The 21445-nt window shown below is 59.2% G+C and carries 20 protein-coding genes; 13 read left to right on the plus strand and 7 right to left on the minus strand.

Annotated features, from left to right (window positions below; all coding sequences use genetic code 11):
• Window positions 1-82: 82 nt before the first annotated feature.
• Entirely contained in the window at window positions 83-1543 is a 1461-nt protein-coding gene (gene mltF, locus AC1DSG_RS13205; RefSeq protein ID WP_477791274.1) for a membrane-bound lytic murein transglycosylase MltF, read from the minus strand.
• 273 nt (window positions 1544-1816) lie between these two features.
• On the opposite strand from mltF, the gene purL reads away from it, so the two are divergent.
• Window positions 1817-5713: a phosphoribosylformylglycinamidine synthase gene (gene purL, locus AC1DSG_RS13210; protein WP_477791275.1), complete on the plus strand. Its 3897-nt coding sequence runs from the start codon at window positions 1817-1819 to the stop codon at window positions 5711-5713.
• A 19-nt stretch (window positions 5714-5732) separates the two neighbouring features.
• Entirely contained in the window at window positions 5733-6044 is a 312-nt protein-coding gene (locus AC1DSG_RS13215) for an NGG1p interacting factor NIF3 (protein WP_477791276.1), read from the plus strand.
• A gap of 242 nt (window positions 6045-6286) precedes the next feature.
• On the opposite strand, the gene AC1DSG_RS13220 is transcribed toward AC1DSG_RS13215, so the two are convergent.
• Both AC1DSG_RS13220 and AC1DSG_RS13225 read right to left on the minus strand, forming a co-directional pair.
• Entirely contained in the window at window positions 6287-6790 is a 504-nt protein-coding gene (locus tag AC1DSG_RS13220; protein WP_477791277.1) for a L,D-transpeptidase family protein, read from the minus strand.
• A 47-nt stretch (window positions 6791-6837) separates the two neighbouring features.
• Entirely contained in the window at window positions 6838-7389 is a 552-nt protein-coding gene (locus tag AC1DSG_RS13225; protein ID WP_477791278.1) for an NUDIX hydrolase, read from the minus strand.
• A gap of 146 nt (window positions 7390-7535) precedes the next feature.
• Here AC1DSG_RS13225 and AC1DSG_RS13230 point away from each other — a divergent pair, with 146 nt between their 5' ends.
• The 5 genes from AC1DSG_RS13230 (at window position 7536) to purT (ending at window position 10888) form a co-directional block, all read left to right on the plus strand.
• Complete coding sequence (locus AC1DSG_RS13230; RefSeq protein ID WP_007944856.1) at window positions 7536-8135, plus strand: CoA pyrophosphatase; 600 nt, start codon at window positions 7536-7538, stop codon at window positions 8133-8135.
• Between the two features lie 65 nt (window positions 8136-8200).
• Window positions 8201-8725 (plus strand): gamma carbonic anhydrase family protein, encoded by a 525-nt coding sequence (locus AC1DSG_RS13235; RefSeq protein ID WP_007944857.1) that lies wholly within the window; start codon window positions 8201-8203, stop codon window positions 8723-8725.
• On the plus strand, window positions 8722-8937 hold the full coding sequence (locus AC1DSG_RS13240) for a DUF1289 domain-containing protein (RefSeq protein WP_477791279.1): 216 nt from the start codon (window positions 8722-8724) through the stop codon (window positions 8935-8937). Before AC1DSG_RS13235 ends, AC1DSG_RS13240 begins: the two co-directional genes overlap by 4 nt.
• A gap of 206 nt (window positions 8938-9143) precedes the next feature.
• A complete protein-coding gene (locus AC1DSG_RS13245) occupies window positions 9144-9611 on the plus strand; it encodes a preQ0 transporter (protein WP_477791280.1) in 468 nt (155 codons plus the stop codon).
• Between the two features lie 95 nt (window positions 9612-9706).
• The gene (purT, locus tag AC1DSG_RS13250; RefSeq protein ID WP_477791281.1) at window positions 9707-10888 is read left to right on the plus strand and encodes a formate-dependent phosphoribosylglycinamide formyltransferase; all 1182 of its coding nucleotides are present in this window, start codon (window positions 9707-9709) and stop codon (window positions 10886-10888) included.
• 87 nt (window positions 10889-10975) lie between these two features.
• Here the strand turns inward: purT and AC1DSG_RS13255 are convergent, their stop codons facing one another.
• From AC1DSG_RS13255 to AC1DSG_RS13265, 3 genes are all read right to left on the minus strand, one after another.
• Window positions 10976-12292, minus strand: a complete 1317-nt coding sequence (locus tag AC1DSG_RS13255) for an MFS transporter (protein WP_477791282.1) — start codon at window positions 12290-12292, stop codon at window positions 10976-10978.
• A gap of 212 nt (window positions 12293-12504) precedes the next feature.
• Window positions 12505-13740: a transporter associated domain-containing protein gene (locus AC1DSG_RS13260; RefSeq protein WP_477791283.1), complete on the minus strand. Its 1236-nt coding sequence runs from the start codon at window positions 13738-13740 to the stop codon at window positions 12505-12507.
• Between the two features lie 12 nt (window positions 13741-13752).
• The gene (locus tag AC1DSG_RS13265; RefSeq protein WP_477791284.1) at window positions 13753-14565 is read right to left on the minus strand and encodes a cytochrome C assembly family protein; all 813 of its coding nucleotides are present in this window, start codon (window positions 14563-14565) and stop codon (window positions 13753-13755) included.
• 195 nt (window positions 14566-14760) lie between these two features.
• Here AC1DSG_RS13265 and ffh point away from each other — a divergent pair, with 195 nt between their 5' ends.
• From ffh to rplS, 5 genes are all read left to right on the plus strand, one after another.
• Window positions 14761-16137: a signal recognition particle protein gene (ffh, locus tag AC1DSG_RS13270; protein ID WP_007944871.1), complete on the plus strand. Its 1377-nt coding sequence runs from the start codon at window positions 14761-14763 to the stop codon at window positions 16135-16137.
• Window positions 16138-16387: 250 nt separating this feature from the next.
• Window positions 16388-16639, plus strand: coding sequence for a 30S ribosomal protein S16 (gene rpsP / locus AC1DSG_RS13275; protein WP_045059142.1), 252 nt, complete (start codon window positions 16388-16390; stop codon window positions 16637-16639).
• A 5-nt stretch (window positions 16640-16644) separates the two neighbouring features.
• Window positions 16645-17181, plus strand: coding sequence for a ribosome maturation factor RimM (gene rimM, locus AC1DSG_RS13280; protein ID WP_477791285.1), 537 nt, complete (start codon window positions 16645-16647; stop codon window positions 17179-17181).
• 2 nt (window positions 17182-17183) lie between these two features.
• Window positions 17184-17936 (plus strand): tRNA (guanosine(37)-N1)-methyltransferase TrmD, encoded by a 753-nt coding sequence (trmD, locus tag AC1DSG_RS13285; RefSeq protein WP_010463006.1) that lies wholly within the window; start codon window positions 17184-17186, stop codon window positions 17934-17936.
• Window positions 17937-17981: 45 nt separating this feature from the next.
• Window positions 17982-18332, plus strand: a complete 351-nt coding sequence (gene rplS, locus AC1DSG_RS13290) for a 50S ribosomal protein L19 (RefSeq protein ID WP_477791286.1) — start codon at window positions 17982-17984, stop codon at window positions 18330-18332.
• A 91-nt stretch (window positions 18333-18423) separates the two neighbouring features.
• On the opposite strand, the gene AC1DSG_RS13295 is transcribed toward rplS, so the two are convergent.
• Window positions 18424-20217 (minus strand): cation:proton antiporter, encoded by a 1794-nt coding sequence (locus tag AC1DSG_RS13295; RefSeq protein WP_477791287.1) that lies wholly within the window; start codon window positions 20215-20217, stop codon window positions 18424-18426.
• Window positions 20218-20326: 109 nt separating this feature from the next.
• Here AC1DSG_RS13295 and xerD point away from each other — a divergent pair, with 109 nt between their 5' ends.
• Entirely contained in the window at window positions 20327-21223 is an 897-nt protein-coding gene (gene xerD, locus AC1DSG_RS13300) for a site-specific tyrosine recombinase XerD (protein WP_477791288.1), read from the plus strand.
• Window positions 21224-21445: the final 222 nt, after the last annotated feature.

Raw genomic sequence — 21445 nt, forward strand, 5'->3', positions numbered from 1 at the left:
CGGTGTAACAGTCGACATAAATGTTGAATGTTGAACCGCTTTCGCGAGCAAGCCCGCTCCCACATTAATTACGTGGTGGGTTTTAGAGCGGCGCGGGTTCTTGAGCTGGTTTCGACTTGTCGATCCCCGGCACATGCAGGTTACCCTCGGCCACCTGGTCACCCTCAAGCTGTGGCTGCGTGACCCACGTCAGGATGTCGTAGTAACGACGGATGTTCGCCACAAAATGCACCGGCTCGCCGCCACGGGCATAGCCATAACGCGTCTTGCTGTACCACTTCTTTTCGGACAGTCGCGGGAGCATTTTCTTCACGTCCAGCCACTTGTCCGGGTTCAGACCTTCCTTCTTCGCCAGTTTGCGCGCGTCATCCAGGTGACCGGTGCCGACGTTGTACGCCGCCAGGGCAAACCAGGTGCGATCCGGCTCCTGAATCGACTCGTCCAGTTGATCCTTGATATAGGCCAGGTACTTGGCCCCACCCATGATGCTTTGCTTGGGGTCGAGGCGGTTGGAGACACCCATCGCCTGTGCCGTGTTCTGGGTCAGCATCATCAGGCCGCGCACGCCGGTCTTGGACGTGACCGCCGGTTGCCACAACGATTCCTGATAGCCGATCGCGGCCAGCAGGCGCCAGTCGACTTTTTCTTTCTTGGCGTAGGCCTTGAAGTGCTGTTCGTACTTGGGCAGGCGTTGTTGCAGGTGCTGGGCGAAGGTGGTGGCGCCCATGTAGCCGAGTACATCGACATGCCCGTAATAGCGGTCTTTTAGGCGCTGCAGGGTGCCGTTTTTCTGCACCTTGTCGAGGTAGTCGTTGATTTCGTTCAGCAGGCTGGTGTCTTCGCCAGCGGCCACGACCCAGCTCTGGTTGCTGGCGTCGCCGAGGTCGAAGGCGACCCGTATGTTGGTGAAGTACACCTGGTTCATCGCGACTTCATTGGAGTCGACCAGGGTCAGATCGATCTGGCCTTCATCGACCATGCGCAGCAGGTCGACGACTTCAACCGCGTCGGATTCTTCATACTCAATGCCGGGGTATTTCTTTTTCAGCTCTGCCAACTGTTCGGCGTGGGTGCTGCCTTTGAGCACCATGATCTTCTTGCCGACCAGATCACCGGCGTCGGTTGGCCGCGATTGGCCGTTGCGGTAGATGATCTGGGGGGTGACGTCCAGGTAGGAGTGGGAAAACCTGACCTGCTTTTTACGTTCTTCGCTGCCGACCAGGCCGGCCGCAGCCAGTACCGGGCCGTTAGGCTTGCCGACCTGGTTGTACAGGTCGTCGAGGTTGTCGGCGGTCTCGATCTTGAGCTCCACCCCCAGATCCTCGGCGAAGCGTTTCACCAGCTCGTATTCGAAGCCGGTTTCACCGTTGCGATCCTGAAAGTAGGTGGCGGGGCTGTTTCGCGTGACCACGCGCAGCACGCCATCCTCCTTTACGCGCTCCAGCGTGTTGGGTTCATCAACACAGCCATTGAGCATCAGGAAGAGTCCGGTTGCGATCAGCCATTTGGCGTACCGCGGACGCAAAGCCGTTGGGGAAAACATCTGCGCAGTATACGCAAAGGACCACGAGCGCCATATCTCGACAGCGAAGGGCTTGTCTGCTAGGCGCTTGAAAAGCGCGCCGGAGCCCGCAGGAATGGGCCCGAACAGCATTTCGTGACAGAAAAAATAAGCCTTTTTGAGCGAGCTTCTCAGGCCCGGATCCCCGGTCCGACACTTGGGTGCAGCCGCCCGTACCGTTTCGGGTGATGTCGCGGGCGGTTTAGGCTAGAATGCACGGCCTCAAAGCACACCCCTCCCGAGGCTGTCCCGAAGATGTTGATCCTGCGCGGCGCTCCTGCCCTTTCTGCCTTTCGCCACAGCAAACTCCTTGAGCAACTGAGCCAGAAGGTTCCGGCTGTCAGCGGCTTGTATGCTGAATTCGCTCACTTCGCCGAAGTTACCGGCGTCCTGACCGGCGACGAACAGCAGGTGCTCGCGCGCCTTCTGAAGTACGGCCCAAGTGTTCCTGTACAAGAGCCGACCGGTCGTCTGTTCCTGGTGTTGCCGCGTTTCGGCACCATTTCGCCGTGGTCCAGTAAAGCGAGCGACATTGCCCGCAACTGTGGCCTGAGCAAAATCCAGCGCCTGGAGCGCGGCATCGCATTCTACGTCGCCGGCCAGTTCAGCGACGCCGAAGCGCAGCTGATTTCCGACACCCTGCACGACCGCATGACGCAGATCGTTCTGGCCAACCTCGAACAGGCCGCCGGCCTGTTCAGCCATGCCGAACCGAAGCCGCTGACCGCGATCGACGTGCTGGGTGGCGGTCGCGCCGCGCTGGAAAAAGCCAACACCGAACTGGGCCTGGCCCTGGCCGAAGACGAAATCGACTATCTGGTCAACGCCTTTGTCGGCTTGAAGCGCAACCCGCACGACATCGAACTGATGATGTTCGCCCAGGCGAACTCCGAGCACTGCCGTCACAAGATCTTCAACGCCAGTTGGGATATCGACGGTCAGAGCCAGGAAAAAAGTCTGTTCGGCATGATCAAGAACACCTACGTGATGCATAGCGAAGGCGTTCTGTCGGCTTATAAGGACAACGCTTCGGTGATCGTCGGTAACGTCGCCGGTCGTTTCTTCCCGGACCCTGAAACCCGCCAGTACGGCGCGGTACAGGAACCGGTGCACATCCTGATGAAAGTCGAAACCCACAACCACCCGACTGCGATTGCCCCGTTCCCGGGCGCATCCACCGGCAGTGGCGGCGAGATTCGTGACGAAGGCGCGACCGGCCGTGGCGCCAAGCCCAAGGCTGGACTGACCGGTTTCACCGTGTCCAACCTGCAAATCCCGGGCTTCGAACAGCCGTGGGAAGTGCCGTACGGCAAGCCTGAGCGCATCGTCACTGCGCTGGACATCATGATTGAAGGCCCATTGGGTGGCGCCGCGTTCAACAACGAATTCGGTCGTCCGGCCCTGACCGGCTATTTCCGTACCTTCGAACAGTCGATCACCACCCCGCGTGGCGACGAAGTTCGCGGTTACCACAAGCCGATCATGCTGGCCGGCGGCATGGGTAACATCCGTGCCGAACACGTACAAAAAGGCGAGATCACCGTCGGCTCCAAGCTGATCGTGCTCGGTGGCCCGGCGATGCTGATCGGTCTGGGTGGCGGCGCAGCTTCCTCCATGGCCACCGGCACCAGCTCGGCCGACCTGGACTTCGCTTCCGTTCAGCGCGAAAACCCAGAGATGGAACGCCGCTGCCAGGAAGTCATCGACCGTTGCTGGCAGTTGGGTGATAAAAACCCGATCAGCTTCATCCACGACGTCGGCGCGGGCGGTCTGTCCAACGCCTTCCCGGAACTGGTCAACGATGGCAACCGTGGTGGCCGCTTCGAATTGCGCAACATTCCAAACGACGAGCCGGGCATGGCCCCGCACGAAATCTGGAGTAACGAATCCCAGGAGCGCTACGTTCTGGCAGTCGGCCCGGCCGACTTCGAACGCTTCCAGGCGATCTGCGAGCGCGAGCGTTGCCCGTTCGCCGTGGTCGGCGAAGCCACTGCCGAGCCGCAACTGACGGTCACCGACAGCCACTTCGGCAACAGCCCGGTGGACATGCCGCTGGAAGTGCTGCTGGGCAAAGCCCCGCGCATGCACCGTTCGGCCGTTCGTGAAAACGAACTGGGCGACGATTTCGATCCTTCGACGCTTGAGATTGCAGATTGCGTAGAGCGCGTTCTGCATCACCCGGCTGTTGCGAGCAAAAGCTTCCTGATCACCATCGGCGACCGCACCATCACCGGCCTCGTGGCCCGTGACCAAATGGTTGGCCCGTGGCAGGTTCCGGTAGCCGACGTTGCCGTCACCGCCACCAGCTTCGACGTGTACACAGGTGAAGCCATGGCCATGGGCGAGCGCACTCCGCTGGCTCTGCTGGACGCTCGGGCGTCGGGCCGCATGGCCATCGGCGAAACCTTGACCAACATCGCGGCTTCGCGCATCAACAAGATCTCCGACATCAAACTGTCGGCGAACTGGATGTCCGCTGCCGGTCACCCGGGTGAAGACGCGCGTCTGTACGACACCGTGAAAGCGGTCGGCATGGAACTGTGCCCTGAGCTGGGCATTACCATTCCGGTGGGCAAGGACTCCATGTCCATGGCCACGCGCTGGAACGACGAAGGCGTCGACAAGACCGTGACCTCGCCGATGTCCCTGATCGTGACCGGTTTCGCGCCAGTGGCTGACATCCGTCAGACCCTGACCCCGGAACTGCGCATGGACAAGGGCACCACCGACCTGGTCCTGATCGATCTGGGCCGTGGCCAAAACCGCATGGGCGCCTCGATCCTGGCCCAGGTGCACGGCAAGCTCGGCTCGCAAGCGCCGGACGTTGATGATTCCGAAGACCTCAAAGCCTTCTTTGCGGTGATCCAGGGCCTGAATGCCGACGGTCACCTGCTGGCGTACCACGACCGTTCCGACGGTGGTCTGCTGACCAGCGTGGTGGAAATGGCCTTCGCCGGCCATTGCGGCCTGAGCCTGAACCTCGACGGTCTGGCGGAAACCTCCGCCGACATCGCCGCGATCCTGTTCAACGAAGAACTGGGCGCCGTGATTCAGGTTCGTCAGGACGCTACGCCGGACATCCTCGCGCAGTTCAGCGCTGCCGGTCTGGGCGAGTGCGTGTCGGTGATCGGTCAGCCGATGAACAACGGCCAGATCAACATCACCTTCAACGGCGAAACCGTATTCGAAGGTCAGCGTCGTCTGCTGCAGCGTCAGTGGGCTGAAACCAGCTACCAGATCCAGCGTCTGCGTGACAACGCTGATTGCGCCGAACAAGAGTTCGACGTGCTGCTGGAAGAAGACAACCCGGGCCTGAGCGTCAAGCTCAGCTTCGACGTCAACCAGGACGTCGCCGCGCCTTACATCAAAAAAGGCATCCGCCCACAGGTTGCCGTTCTGCGTGAGCAGGGCGTCAACGGTCAGGTGGAAATGGCGGCCGCGTTCGATCGCGCCGGTTTCAACGCAATCGACGTGCACATGAGTGACATTCTGGCCGGCCGTGTCGACCTGAACGAGTTCAAAGGTCTGGTGGCGTGCGGTGGTTTCTCCTACGGCGACGTACTGGGTGCCGGCGAAGGCTGGGCCAAGTCCGCACTGTTCAACAGCCGCGCCCGCGATGCGTTCCAGGGCTTCTTCGAACGTAACGACAGCTTCACCCTCGGCGTGTGCAACGGTTGCCAGATGATGTCCAACCTGCACGAGCTGATTCCGGGCAGCGAATTCTGGCCGCACTTCGTGCGTAACCGCTCCGAGCAGTTCGAAGCGCGCGTGGCAATGGTTCAGGTCCAGGAGTCGAACTCGATTTTCCTGCAAGGCATGGCCGGTTCGCGCATGCCAATCGCCATCGCACACGGTGAAGGTCATGCCGAGTTCGCCAGCGAAGAAGCGTTGCTGGAAGCCGATCTGTCGGGTTGCGTGGCGATGCGTTTCGTCGACAACCACGGCAAGGTCACGGAAAAATACCCGGCCAACCCGAACGGCTCGCCGCGCGGGATCACCGGTTTGACCAGTCGCGACGGTCGCGTAACGATCATGATGCCGCACCCGGAACGTGTGTTTCGCGCCGTGCAGAACTCCTGGCGTTCGGAAGACTGGAACGAAGACGCGCCGTGGATGCGTATGTTCCGTAACGCTCGCCTTTGGGTTAATTAAGAGTGGTGAACTGAGGGCTATGTATAAGCTTTCCTTTTTTGTTCCGGCCAGTCATGTGGAACAGGTCAAAAGTGCCGTATTCGCCGCCGGTTGCGGACGGATCGGCGCCTACGACCAATGCGCCTGGCAAGTGCTCGGCCTCGGCCAGTTTCGTCCGTTGGACGGCAGTCAGCCGTTCATTGGCGAAGCGGGGCGGGTCGAACAGGTTGAGGAGTGGAAGGTTGAACTGGTGGTCAGCGATGAGTTGATTCGCTCTGTGGTGGTGGCTCTGAAGCAGAGTCATCCCTATGAAACACCGGCTTACGAGGTGTGGCGATTGGAGGATTTTTGATTCTTTCGCCGCTGAAATGAAAAACCCGCTGAATTCGCGTTCAGCGGGTTTTTTTTGCCTGCAATTGTATGAATGTCCACAGCTCAAAACTGTGGGAGCGAGCCTGCTCGCGAAAGCGGGAGATCAGTCTACTTATCAGCTGAATGACACACCGCATTCGCGAGCAGGTCGAATCGTCGCACCGTCGCTCCCACATGGGATCTATGTCAGCCACAAAAGCCTGTTGGCCAAAGCCGGGAGAGTTACGGGCGGATTTCAATCATCGTGCCGTCCGGCACCAGGTTCCAGACTTCGCGCATGTCCATGTTGCGCATGGCGATGCAGCCGTCGGTCCAGTCCAGGGTATGGAACAGGGATTCAGGGTTTTCCTCGGTATCCGGCGTACCGTGGATCATGATCATGCCACCGGGATCGACACCCTCTCGGCGCGAACGGGCGGAGTCGCTGATGTTCGGGTAGGAGATGTGCATCGCCAGGTTGAAGCGGTCGCTGACCTTGCGCCAGTCCACCCAATAGAGGCCTTCTGGCGTGCGCTTATCGCCCTCCATCAATTTTGGGCCTTGGGGATGCTTGCCCAGGGATATGCGATAGGTCTTGAGCGGCTTGCCGTCGTTGATCAGTTGCATTTGGTGGGCGGATTTCAGGACCAGGATTTTTTCGATGACTCTGCCATTCAGGGGTTCCGCAACGGAAGCCTGTGACATGGCAACGAACGACAAGCAAAAAACGGCAAACAACCAGCGCATTGAAACGATATCCCTAGAGGTGTCGGCTATTTTAGTTATAGATGTTTTTAAGTGATGGCAAGCTGAGCAAGTGGCGGGATCGATTCGGACCGCACCGGGTAGACCTCGGTCCTCCGGTCAGCAAAGAAGCATTCTAGGGTACGGCCCACCGTGCGGAAAGCCAGGTCGGACCAAGGGATGTCGGCTTCTTCGAAAAGCTGCACTTCCAGGCTCTCTGGGCCGGCGCAAAAGTCCAGGTCCGCCAGTTCCGCGCGAAAGAATACATGCACCTGACTGATATGCGGCACGTCGATCAACGTATAGATGCTCAGGTTGCGTACCCGGGCGCAGGCTTCTTCGGCGGTCTCTCGAATGGCCGCCTGCTCGATGGTTTCACCGTTTTCCATGAAGCCGGCAGGCAGGGTCCAATAACCGAGCCGTGGCTCGATGGCACGCCGACACAGCAACACTTTCGAGCCCCAGGTTGCGACACAGCCGGCGACGATGTTGGGGTTCTGATAGTGAATCGTATGGCAACTGTCGCAGACAAATCGCAGGCGCGAATCGCCTTCGGGGATTCGCTGGTTCACCGGGTTGCCGCACTGACTGCAAAATTTCATGCTTGGGTTCCTGAATGCTGCGCCTATCTTGGCGTGCAGCGGTGTCTGTCGGCAAGTTGTCGTTTAGCGACATGCAGTGGTTATGGGGTTGGGCGGTCGGTTCGATTGGTGCATGATGCAAAGTAGCGAATAAATCGAGAAGTCTCATGCTGGACGAGCTACTGCATCGAGTAAGCAACCACACTCCACGCACACTGGAAACCGACAAGCGTTTCCCAGAGGCCGCGGTCCTGGTGCCCATCACTCGCAGTGATGAACCGGAACTGGTTCTGACCCTGCGCGCCAGCGGGCTCTCGACCCATGGCGGTGAAGTGGCCTTTCCCGGCGGTCGTCGCGATCCCGAGGACCCCGACCTGATTTTCACCGCGCTACGTGAGGCCGAAGAAGAAATCGGCTTGCCGCCGGGTCTGGTTGAAGTGATCGGCCCGCTTAGCCCGCTGATCTCATTGCACGGCATCAAGGTCACGCCTTATGTCGGGGTGATTCCGGATTTTGTCGAGTATCGGGCCAACGATGCCGAGATCGCTGCCGTCTTTAGCGTGCCGCTGGAATTTTTCCGCAAGGACCCGCGTGAACACACCCATCGCATCGATTACCAGGGCCGTAGCTGGTACGTGCCGAGTTATCGTTATGGCGAATACAAAATCTGGGGCCTGACGGCGATTATGATTGTCGAGTTGATCAATCTGCTCTATGACGCGAAAATCAGCCTGCATCAACCGCCCAAGAGTTTTATCAATACCTGAAGCCATCGTTCGTATGGCGTCAACCGTGCTTTGTATGAGCCTGCCTGGMCTTGAGGACAACAAGAATGAAATATCGCTTGGGCGACGCCCGCGTCGAAACCCATCCGCAGAGCTGGGTCGCACCCAATGCCGTGCTGGTGGGCAAGGTCAAACTGGAAGAGGGCGCCAATGTCTGGTTCAACGCCGTGCTGCGGGGCGACAACGAACTGATCCTGATCGGCAAGAACAGCAACGTTCAGGATGGCACGGTAATGCACACCGACATGGGCTACCCGCTGACCATCGGCACCGGCGTGACCATTGGCCACAACGCTATGCTGCATGGCTGCACCGTGGGTGATTACAGCTTGATCGGTATAAACGCGGTCATTCTGAACGGCGCGAAAATTGGCAAAAACTGCATCATCGGCGCCAATTCGCTGATCGGCGAAGGCAAGGAAATTCCTGACGGTTCGCTGGTCATGGGCTCGCCGGGCAAAGTGGTGCGTGAATTGACCGAGCAGCAGAAGAAGATGCTGGAAGCCAGCGCTGCCCACTATGTGCATAACTCGCAGCGCTATGCCCGTGATCTGGTCGAGCAGGAAGAATGAACACCACTGAGCGGCCGGTGCTCTCGCCCTGTGTGAATATTTGCGCGTTGGACGATGATGACATTTGCACCGGATGTCAGCGTACGGTGGAAGAGATTACCCGCTGGAGCCGAATGGACAACGAAGAGCGCCGCAAGGTGTTGGGTTTGTGTCATGAACGTGCCAAATCCAGCGGGTTGCTCTGGATGATTGGCAAAACCCCGGACCTGTAGCAGCTGSCGMAGSCTGCGTCCGGCTGCGCAGCAGTCGCAAAATCAGGCACTTCGGTTTTTCAGGCAAACCGCGTTCTCAGGGTTTACGACTGCTGCGCAGCCGGACGCAGCCTTCGGCAGCTGCTACAGAGGTCGTGTCCGGGTTTGGTGGTTGGGGCGGGGCTGAAGTAGTCTGTGCACAAAATTGACAGGTATTCCCCTGTCCCATGTTCTTTCTGATCGCCTACATCAGCAGCGTCGTGCTGATCAACTACGCCTTTTCCACCGCCCCGCACTTGGACATCATCTGGTCGGCCTGGGGTGGATTGGTGTTCGTGCTCCGCGACATGGTGCAGACCCGCTTCGGCCACGGCGCCATCGCGGCAATGCTGGCCGCGCTGGTGCTGTCCTACGTCACTTCCGATCCATCCATCGCGTTGGCCAGCGCCACGGCGTTCGCGGTGTCCGAGTGCATCGACTGGCTGGTGTTCAGCATCACCAAACGCCCGTTGCACGACCGCCTGTGGATAAGTTCGGCGCTGAGCATTCCCCTCGATACCTTCATTTTCTTCGGCATGATCGATGCCTTCACCCCGGGTGTGATCCTCACCGCCATGGGTTCGAAGTTCGCTGGTGTGACCGCCGTGTGGCTGATCATGGCCTGGCGCTTGCGCAAACAGGCCGTCGTCAGCTGAGCCAAACCCCTCGGTTCATGTAAAATGCCGCGCTTTCTCCCCATGGGAAGCGCGCATGGCGCATCCCTCGATGATCCGCTTCTTGAGGACCTGAGATGACCCGTATCGGAACTCCATTGTCGCCAACCGCGACCCGCGTATTGCTGTGTGGCTGTGGCGAGTTGGGTAAGGAAGTGGTGATCGAGCTGCAACGCCTGGGCGTTGAAGTGATTGCCGTGGATCGTTACGCCAACGCGCCGGCCATGCAAGTCGCCCATCGCAGCCATGTGATCAACATGCTCGACGGCGCCGCCTTGCGTGCGGTGATCGAAGCCGAGAAGCCGCATTTCATCGTGCCGGAAATCGAAGCCATCGCCACCGCCACCCTGGTCGAACTGGAAGCCGAAGGCTTCACCGTGATTCCGACCGCGCGGGCTGCACAGCTGACCATGAACCGAGAAGGCATCCGTCGCCTGGCCGCCGAAGAGCTGGACCTGCCGACCTCGCCGTACCACTTCGCCGATACTTTCGAGGATTACAGCAAAGCCGTCGAAGACCTCGGCTTCCCGTGTGTGGTCAAGCCGGTGATGAGTTCCTCGGGCAAAGGCCAAAGCCTGTTGCGCAGCGCCGATGACGTCAAAACTGCGTGGGACTACGCGCAAGAAGGCGGTCGTGCCGGTAAAGGGCGGGTGATCGTTGAAGGTTTCATCGACTTCGACTACGAAATCACCCTGCTGACCGTGCGTCACGTCGGTGGTACCACCTTCTGCGCGCCGGTCGGTCACCGTCAGGAGAAGGGCGACTATCAGGAATCCTGGCAGCCACAAGCCATGAGCCCGATTGCTTTGGCTGAGTCCGAGCGCGTGGCCAAGGCGGTCACCGAGGCGTTGGGCGGTCGTGGTCTGTTTGGCGTCGAGTTGTTCATCAAAGGTGACCAGGTGTGGTTCAGCGAAGTCTCGCCGCGCCCGCATGACACTGGCCTGGTGACCCTGATTTCCCAGGACCTGTCGCAATTCGCGCTGCACGCGCGGGCGATTCTGGGTCTGCCGATTCCGTTGATCCGTCAGTTCGGGCCTTCGGCTTCAGCGGTGATTCTGGTGGAAGGGCAGTCGACCCAGACTGCTTTCGCCAACCTGGGTGCTGCGTTGAGCGAGCCGGACACGGCGTTGCGTCTGTTTGGCAAACCAGAGGTGAACGGTCAGCGCCGGATGGGTGTGGCGTTGGCGCGGGATGAGTCGATTGAATTGGCTCGTGCCAAGGCTACCCGTGCTGCTCAGGCTGTCGTAGTCGAGCTGTAAACCGAGTCGCGCCCATCGCGAGCAGGCTCGCTCCCACAGGTTCGGTGTGATCCATGTGGGAGCGAGCCTGCTCGCGATAGCAGTCTGTCAGGCCACCCGATTCAGATCGTTATTGCGGGTCTCCTTCAGGCACAGCACCGCAATCAAGCTCAGCACTGCCGCCACCGAGACATACCCGCCGACATAACTCAGGCCGCCCATCGCCACCAGCTTCTGCGCGAAGAACGGCGCCGCCGAGGCCCCGACGATCCCGCCCAGGTTGTACGCAGCCGATGCTCCGGTATAGCGAACGTGAGTCGGGAACAGCTCCGGCAACAACGCACCCATCGGCGCAAACGTCACGCCCATCAGAAACAATTCGATGCACAGGAACAGCGCCACACCCCAGGTCGAACCTTGGGTCAGTAGCGGTTCCATCAAGAACCCGGACAGAATCGCCAGCACGCCACCGATGATCAGCACCGGTTTGCGTCCATAACGGTCGCTGGCCCACGCCGACAGTGGCGTTGCCGCGGCCATGAACAGCACCGCGAAGCACAGTAAGGCGAGGAAGGTTTCACGGGTGTAGCCGAGGGTCGACACGCCATAACTCAGCGAAAACACCGTCGAGATGTAGAACAGTGCATAGCACACCACCATCGAGCCGGCGCCCAGCAGCATCGGCGCCCAGTACTGGCTGAACAGCTCGACCAACGGGATCTTCACTCGTTCCTGACGGGCCATGGCATTGGCGAATACCGGGGTTTCGTGCAGCTTGAGGCGCACGTACAACCCGACCATCACCAGTACGGCGCTGAGCAGGAACGGAATTCGCCAGCCCCATGAGCGGAATTGTTCGTCATTCAGCGTCATGGCGAGGGTCAGGAACAGACCGTTTGCCGCCAGAAAGCCAATCGAAGGGCCAAGTTGCGGGAACATGCCAAACCAGGCGCGTTTGCCTTTGGGGGCGTTCTCGGTGGCCAGCAGCGCTGCGCCACCCCATTCACCGCCCAGTCCCAGGCCTTGGCCGAAGCGCAGCACGCAAAGCAGGATCGGCGCCCAGGCGCCAATGCTGTCGTAACCCGGCAGCACGCCGATCAACGTGGTGCAGACGCCCATCAGCAGCAGCGAGGCCACGAGTGTCGATTTTCGCCCGATACGGTCACCGAAGTGGCCGAAAAGCGCTGAGCCCAGTGGCCGCGCAAGAAAGGCGATACCGAAGGTGAGGAATGCCGACAGCATTTGCGCGGTGCCGGAAGTCTGCGGGAAGAACACCGGCCCGATCACCAATGCGGCCGCAGTGGCATAAACGTAGAAGTCGTAAAACTCGATGGCAGTGCCGATGAAACTCGCGGTGGCCACCCGGGTGGCGGAGTTCGTCGGTTGTGCGGGCGTGGTTTCGGTGTATGTCGTGCTGGTTGTCATGCGGTTATCCCTGACAGTCATGTGCCCCAGTGGAGCGAATTATTATGGTCGAACACCCAGGGATGTGGGTTTTGAAGCGGAGTGCGGGTAGCACTGGGGTGAGGCGGGGCTTGGGTAAGCGTCCCGATTATAGGAAGGTGCCTAACGATCAGACAAGCGCCAATCCTTGTAGCAGCCTTCGGCAGCTGCTACAGGGGGCGATCGGGGGGAGCTTAGATGATGGCTGGCACTGAGCTGGTATGCCAGATCAGCACCCGCTTGACGCGGTTGTCTTCCGTTTCCAGAATCTCCAGACGATAGCGACCGATTTTCAGGCATACCGCACTGTCCGGAATCGTCTCAAGGGCCTCGGTCACCAACCCGTTAAGGGTTTTCGGACCATCACTGGGCAGATGCCAGCCCAGGCTCTTGTTCAGCTCGCGAATCGACGCCGCACCCTCGATCACCAGGCGCCCGTCGGCTTGCGGGTGGATGTGCGGGTTGTCCAAGCTGTGCTGGCTTTCGAATTCGCCGACGATTTCTTCAAGAATGTCTTCCAGGGTGACGATTCCGAGTACTTCGCCGTACTCGTCGACCACCATGCCCAAACGCCGTTGCTGCTTGTGAAAATTCAGTAATTGCAGCTGCAGCGGGGTGCTTTCCGGGACGAAATAAGGGTCATGGCTGGCCGCCATCAGCGCTTCCATCGTCAGGCTGGCATCGGGTAGCAAATGGCGGATGTGCCGGGTGTTGAGCACCGCTTCGACCTGGTTGATGTCGCTGTGGAATACCGGCAGACGCGTGCGTTTGTTGTGGCGCAACTGCTCGATGATCTCTTCAATCGGGTCGTCGAGGTTGATGCCGTCGACGTCGCTGCGTGGCACCAGAATATCGTTGACCGTGATGTTGTCCAGCGCGTGGATGCCGGACAGTGGGTGCGGGCGGCAGGCGCCGTGGTCGTGATCGTCGTGCCGATCCGTCGGCGTTTCGTCTTCGCTCTGCTGCACCACTTTGACTTTGCGGGCGAACGGTCGCATCAGCAATTGGCTGAAACCATTGAGCAGCCAGGCAGCCGGGTAGATGATTTTCAGTGGCGCGCCGAGCAAGGAATTGCCCAGGTTCAGCACGGCGTCAGGGTAGCGAGAGGCGAGGGTGCGCGGCAGGTAGTCGGCGAACACCAGCAGCGCGGCGCCGGCGCTGAGGCAGGCGATCCATGGGCCGTTTCCTGCCCAGGTGAAAATCGCCAGCAACGTGCTGATGACCATGACCAGTGCCCGGCACAGGGTATTGCAGAAAATCAGGCTGTTGAGTGGGAAGCTCAGCTTCGCCACCGGTTTGTCGCTGGAGCGCGAGGCAGTCCGTTGGGCCAGCAACTGCTGTTGTGCCACTTCGATGGCGGTAAACAGCCCCGACCATAAAATCAGCAGGGCCAATACTGCGAGCATCGGCCCTATGGGMAAGTCTTCCATTAATGCCGCTCGTCAGATATGCAGGATGTATTCACGAACCAGCTTGCTGCCRAAATACGCCAGCATCAGCAGGCAGAAACCGGCCAGGGTCCAGCGAATTGCCTTGTGTCCGCGCCAGCCGAGACGACTGCGTCCCCATAGCAGCACACTGAAGACGCACCAGGCCAGGCATGCCAGCAGGGTTTTATGCACCAGATGCTGGGCGAACAGGTTGTCGACAAACAGCCAGCCGGAGATCAACGACAACGATAGCAGGGTCCAGCCGGCCCACAGGAAACCGAACAGCAGGCTTTCCATGGTTTGCAGTGGCGGGAAGTTCTTGATCAGCCCTGACGGATGCTTGTGCTTGAGCTGATGGTCTTGAACCAGCAGTAGTAACGCCTGGAACACCGCAATGGTGAACATGCCGTAAGCGAGGATCGACAAGAGAATATGGGCGAGGATGCCAGGCTCTTCGTCGATGATCTGTACGGTGCCGGCCGGGGCGAACTGCGCCAGCAGCACGGTCGCGGCCCCCAGTGGGAACAGCAATATCAGCAGGTTTTCCACCGGGATCCGCGAGCAGGCCAGCAGGGTCAGCGCGATGACTGCAGCGGCAATCAGACTGGCGGCGCTGAAAAAGTCCAGGCCCAGACCGATCGGCGTCAGCAGGTAGGTGAACAGGCTGGCACTGTGAGCCAGGACGGCCAGCACGCCAAGCGTGACCAGCAGGCGCTTGTTCGCCTTGGCGCCAGTGGCCAGACGAGAGCCCTGATAAAGAGTCGCAGCGGCATATAAGCAGGCGGCGGCGAGAGTAGTAAGCAAACTGGGTGACAAGGGGAGCATAAATCCTGTTAGGCAAGCCCGAAAGTCGGTGAGTTTGGCATAGAACCCCCGCCGCACGAAAGTGTGAGGTGTCCGCCAGACGCAGTCTTCGCTATAATCCGCGACCTGCCCACGCCGCAGGCTCGCCGAGCACATGTTTATTCCGGTCTGGGCCGCCATTATCCCGGTCTACACAGGGCCTGAAAGGATCGCGCAATGTTTGAAAACTTAACCGACCGTCTCTCGCAGACGCTGCGCCATGTCACCGGCAAGGCCAAGCTGACCGAAGACAACATCAAAGACACCCTGCGTGAAGTGCGCATGGCGTTGCTCGAAGCCGACGTCGCCTTGCCAGTGGTCAAAGACTTCGTCAATTCGGTCAAGGAACGCGCTGTCGGCACCGAGGTGTCGCGCAGCCTGACGCCGGGCCAGGCCTTTGTGAAGATCGTCCAGGCCGAGCTCGAAAGCCTGATGGGTGCGGCCAACGAAGACCTGAACCTGAGCGCCGTTCCACCTGCCGTGATCCTGATGGCCGGTTTGCAGGGCGCGGGTAAAACCACCACCGCCGGTAAACTTGCGCGCTTCCTTAAAGAGCGCAAGAAGAAGTCGGTCATGGTCGTGTCCGCGGACGTCTACCGTCCGGCGGCAATCAAACAGCTGGAAATGCTTGCGGGTGAAGTCGGTGTTACCTTCTTCCCGTCTGACCTGAGCCAGAAGCCGGTCGACATCGCACAAGCGGCTATTAAAGAAGCGAAACTGAAATTCATCGACGTGGTCATCGTCGATACCGCCGGTCGTTTGCACATCGACGAAGAGATGATGGGCGAGATCAAGGCGCTGCACGCCGCGATCAACCCGGTCGAAACCCTGTTCGTGGTTGACGCCATGACCGGCCAGGACGCCGCCAATACCGCCAAGGCGTTTGGTGATGCACTGCCGCTGACCGGCGTGATCCTGACCAAGGTCGACGGCGATGCCCGTGGCGGTGCCGCCCTGTCGGTTCGTGCCATCACCGGCAAGCCGATCAAGTTCATCGGTATGGGCGAGAAGAGCGAAGCGCTTGATCCGTTCCACCCGGAGCGTATTGCTTCGCGCATCCTCGGCATGGGCGACGTGCTCAGCCTGATCGAACAGGCCGAAGCGACCCTCGACAAGGACAAGGCCGACAAACTGGCCAAGAAACTGAAGAAGGGCAAGGGCTTCGACCTCGAAGACTTCCGCGATCAGTTGCAACAAATGAAAAACATGGGCGGCCTCGGCGGTCTCATGGACAAGCTGCCGAACATGGGCGGCGTGAACTTGGCGCAAATGGGCAACGCCCAGGGTGCGGCAGAAAAGCAATTCAAGCAGATGGAAGCCATCATCAACTCCATGACCCCGGCCGAGCGCCGTGACCCTGATGTGATCAGCGGTTCGCGCAAACGCCGGATTGCCATGGGTTCCGGTACTCAGGTGCAGGACATCGGTCGCTTGATCAAGCAACACAAGCAGATGCAGAAGATGATGAAGAAATTCTCCGCCAAAGGCGGAATGGCCAAAATGATGCGCGGCATGGGCGGTATGTTGCCCGGCGGCGGCATGCCGAAAATGTAAAGAATCCGCGCCGGTCATCGCACCGGCGCAGACCCGCAAGGAAGCGGGATCTCCAGCAAACCCGCACTTGGCGGGAGCTGACTGGCCGTTTTCAACGACGGCTCTATAGCAAATCTGGATGGCGTCCGATAGGCCGCCGGAAAAAGACATTTGCAAAAGTCCGGATATTCCTTAGAATATGCGGCCTTTCGGGCACCTATGCCCGCTGTGCCTTTAGATTTGCAGCACCGACTACAGGAACGATGTTCACATGCTAACAATCCGTCTTGCCCTTGGCGGCTCCAAAAAGCGCCCGTTTTACCACTTGACCGTAACCGACAGCCGCAACCCGCGCGACGGTTCGCACAAGGAACAGGTTGGTTTCTTCAACCCAGTTGCTCGTGGTCAAGAAGTCCGTCTGTCCGTGAACCAAGAGCGCGTAGCCTACTGGCTGAGCGTTGGTGCACAACCTTCTGAGCGTGTTGCTCAGTTGTTGAAGGACTCGGCTAAGGCTGCGGCCTGAGCAATATGAACGCGACGCCAGCTGTTGCTGATGATTTGATCGTTATTGGCAAAATTTATTCGGTTCATGGCGTTCGCGGCGAAGTGAAGGTGTATTCCTTTACTGATCCGACAGAAAACCTGTTGCAGTACAAAACCTGGACGCTCAAGCGCGAAGGCAATGTGAAACAGGTCGAGCTGGTCAGTGGACGTGGGAACGACAAGTTCCTGGTCGCAAAGCTCAAGGGTCTTGATGATCGCGAAGAAGCCCGTCTTCTGGCCGGTTATGAGATCTGTGTGCCGCGCAACCTGTTCCCTGAATTGATCGACGGCGAGTACTACTGGTACCAGCTGGAAGGTCTGAAGGTTATTGATCAACTCGGGCAATTGCTCGGGAAAATCGATCATCTTCTGGAAACCGGCGCCAATGATGTAATGGTGGTCAAGCCTTGCGCTGGCAGCCTGGATGATCGCGAACGCCTGTTGCCCTATACGGAGCAATGCGTGTTGGCTGTCGATCTGGCCGCAGGCGAGATGAAGGTGGATTGGGACGCGGACTTCTAAGCGTGGCTAACTTGCGCGTAGAAGTGATCAGTTTGTTTCCCGAGATGTTCTCCGCCATCAGCGAGTACGGCATCACCAGTCGGGCGGTGAAACAGGGGCTCTTGCAGCTCACCTGTTGGAACCCGCGAGACTACACGACGGATCGACATCACACTGTGGATGATCGCCCATTTGGCGGTGGTCCGGGCATGGTGATGAAGATCAAGCCCCTGGAAGATGCACTGGTTCAGGCCAAGGCAGCAGCCGGGGAGGCGGCGAAGGTAATTTACCTGTCCCCCCAAGGCCGTCAACTGACTCAGTCGGCGGTGCGCGAGTTGGCGAATCTGGATGCATTGATCCTGATTGCCGGCCGCTATGAAGGCATTGACGAGCGATTTATTGAAGCTCATGTCGATGAAGAGTGGTCGATTGGCGACTATGTACTGTCTGGCGGCGAGCTGCCGGCGATGGTCCTGATCGATGCGGTTACACGACTGCTGCCTGGAGCTTTAGGGCATGCGGACTCCGCCGAGGAAGATTCCTTTACGGATGGTCTGCTGGATTGCCCGCACTACACCCGACCGGAGGTGTATGCGGATCAGCGTGTTCCCGACGTGTTGCTAAGTGGCAATCACGCGCATATCCGGCGTTGGCGTTTACAGCAGTCCCTTGGTAGGACCTTTGAACGACGCGCCGATCTTCTGGAAAGCCGCTCGCTTTCTGGAGAAGAGAAGAAGCTGCTCGAGGAATACATCCGCGAGCGGGACGATAGTTAACAACGTATCGATGGTAAGTCCGTTGATTTACCTTAGGAGCACAGCATGACTAACAAAATCATCCTTGCACTCGAAGCAGAGCAGATGACCAAAGAGATCCCTACCTTTGCCCCGGGCGACACCATTGTCGTTCAGGTGAAAGTGAAGGAAGGCGACCGTTCGCGTCTGCAAGCGTTCGAAGGTGTTGTTATCGCCAAGCGTAACCGCGGCGTAAACAGTGCTTTCACCGTTCGTAAAATCTCCAACGGTGTTGGCGTAGAGCGTACTTTCCAGACCTACAGCCCGCAAATCRACAGCATGGCCGTTAAACGTCGCGGTGACGTACGTAAAGCCAAGCTGTACTACCTGCGTGACCTGTCCGGTAAAGCAGCTCGCATCAAGGAAAAACTGGCTTAAGTCCAGCTTCCGATGCAAAAAAAAGCAGCCTACGGGCTGCTTTTTTGTTGCCTGCGATTTATGCCAGCGTCCAGGTTCGACACCGCTAGCCTCACATTCGAATCAACGCCAACAACGTCCATCCCACCGAAGGCTTGTGCGTGCTATCGGGCGTGACGACATGCACCCAGCCACTGTCATCACGCATGAATAGTAAAGTCACGCGATGCCCATGAAGCGCCCGGTAATCGTCCCAATCGAAGCCATCTTTCAATGTTGTGCTGTGCAACTCGGCACTCTGACTTAATTGGCTGGCAATTTTTTCATAAGTCAGCGCCTCACTGCCTAATTGGTTGCCCCGATGCTCCAGACTGGCCCGATGCTTGTCGGTGCGGCGGCTTTCCTGTTCGCTCGCGAGACCGAACATCCGCTCATGACCAAAGTCATGACGAAAACGCATCAGTGCCAGGGTGTTCGTTTCGCCCGATGGCGACAGTGCCAGCAAATGTCCAAGGCCTACCAGATCCAGATGGGCATTGGCATGTTGTGATGCCGGGTTGCCAAAATAGGTCGGCAAACCTTCCATTCGCGCCGCCCGAATGTTCTCCCAGCTCGAATCGGTCAGCAGCACTCGGCTACCCAGTTGCTGCAGGGCTTTTCCCAGCATACGCGCGGGTCTATTGGCGCCGACGATCAGAAAGCCGCTCGGCGCAGGCTCCGCGACCTTCAGCAATCGTGCTAAAGGCCGAGCTGTCGCACTTTGCAGCACTACGGTGCCGATGATCACGGCAAAGGTCAGCGGCACGAGCAACAGGGCGGATTCGTGTCCTGCCTGATCCAGGCGAATGGCGAAAACAGCCGATACCGCTGCAGCGACTATTCCACGGGGAGCGATCCATGCCAGCAACGCACGTTCGCGCCAGCTCAGGCTTGAGCCTGCCGTGCAGAGCAGCACGTTGAATGGCCGGGCAACGAGCTGAATGATCAGCAGCAGAACCAGTACCAGCGGCCCGAGGTCGATCAAGGCATTCAGGTCCAGCCGCGCCGCCAGCAGAATGAACAGCCCGGAAATCAGCAAGACGCTGAGATTTTCCTTGAAGTGCAGGATTTGCCGCACATCCACGCCCTTCATGTTGGCCAGCCACATGCCCATCAGTGTCACCGCCAGAAGGCCGGATTCGTTCATCATTTGATTGGCGGCGATGAAGATGCTCAACACCGCAGCCAGGGACGCCAGGTTGTGCAAGTACTCGGGTAGCCAGTGCCGGCGAATGGTGGTGCCCAATACCCAGCCGCCAAGGATGCCGAACAGAGTGCCGCACAAGATCACTCCGCCGAAGGTGAGCAGGCTTTCCATCAGGCCGTCACCCTGGGCGCTGGCGATGATGAAGCTGTAGACGACTACCGCCAACAGTGCGCCGATTGGATCGATGGCAATGCCTTCCCAGCGCAGAATGTTGGCGATCGAGGACTTGGGGCGCACGACACGCAGCATCGGTACGATAACGGTCGGACCGGTAACCAGGGTTACGCTGCCAAACAGGGTGGCGAGCATCCAGTCGAGACCCAGCAGCCAGTGCGAGGTGAGGGAAATGACTATCCAGGTCGAGAGTGCACCGATCGTCACCAGTCGATGGACGACGCTGCCGATCTGGCGCCACTCCGATAGATGTAGCGTCAAACTGCCTTCGAACAGGATTAGCGCCACCGCAAGGGACACCAAGGGCATCAGCAAGGGGCCGAACATTTCCTGCGGATCGAGCCAGTGCAATACGGGCCCGACAAGAATGCCGATCAACAGCAGAAACAGAATCGCTGGCAGCTTCAAGCGCCAGGCCAGCCACTGGCAACCCAATGCCGCCGCACCAATGCCGCCAAACGCCAACAGGATCTGCTGTTCGCTCATGGTGATTCCCTTGTTTCTTGAGGTAACGCGCTGTGAAAGACTAGCGGCCGTTCCTACAGTCCACTTTGATTTTTTATGCGCGTTTCAACGTTGCGCGTCTTGAGTGCCCATGCCTGCCATCGATCATCCCTTGATAGACCAGTTCCTCGACGCCCTGTGGCTGGAGAAAGGCCTTTCCGATAACACCCGCCATGCCTATCGCAGCGACTTGGCACTGTTCAACGGCTGGTTGCAGGAGAAAGGGCTGGAGTTGATCAACGCTGGCCGTGAATTGATCCTCGATCACTTGGCCTGGCGTCTGGAACAGAACTACAAACCCCGTTCCACGGCGCGATTCCTCTCGGGTGTGCGTGGCTTTTATCGTTATTTGCTGCGGGAAAAACTGATCGCGGTCGATCCGACCTTGCGCGTCGACATGCCGCAGCTGGGTAGGCCTTTGCCTAAATCCCTGTCGGAATCTGATGTCGAAGCCTTGCTCAAGGCGCCGGATTTGAGCGAAGCCATCGGCCAGCGTGATCGCGCCATGCTCGAAGTGCTTTATGCCTGTGGTTTGCGTGTCACGGAGCTGATCAGCCTGACGCTGGAGCAGGTCAATTTGCGCCAGGGCGTGCTCAGGGTGATGGGCAAGGGCAGCAAGGAGCGGCTGGTACCGATGGGGGAGGAGGCGATTGTCTGGGTCGAGCGCTACATGCGCGACGCCCGTGGCGAGTTGCTGGGCGGGCGTCCCAGCGATGTACTGTTCCCCAGCCTGCGCGGCGAACAGATGACCCGCCAGACCTTCTGGTATCGCATCAAGCACCAGGCCAAGGTYGCCGGGATCGGCAAGTCGCTGTCGCCGCACACYTTGCGCCACGCTTTCGCGACGCACCTGCTCAACCACGGCGCCGACCTGCGGGTGGTGCAAATGCTGCTGGGCCACAGCGATTTGTCGACGACCCAGATCTACACCCACGTCGCCCGGGCGCGCTTGCAGGACCTGCACGCCAAGCACCATCCGCGGGGTTAGCACGGGACTGTGTAGCAGCTGGCGAAGCCTGCGTCCGACTGCGCAGCAGTCATAAGATCAGGCACGGAGGTACATCAGTCAAACCGAGAACTCAGGGTTTACGAATGCTTCGCCCGAGCGCGGACCGGCCGACGCAGGCTTCGCCAGCTGCTGCATAGAAGCGTCGTGCACCGTGAGTGATATGTCGTGCGACAGGCGCATTCGGCCACACGGGCCTTATGT

The organism is Pseudomonas sp. P5_A12, from assembly GCF_056400685.1.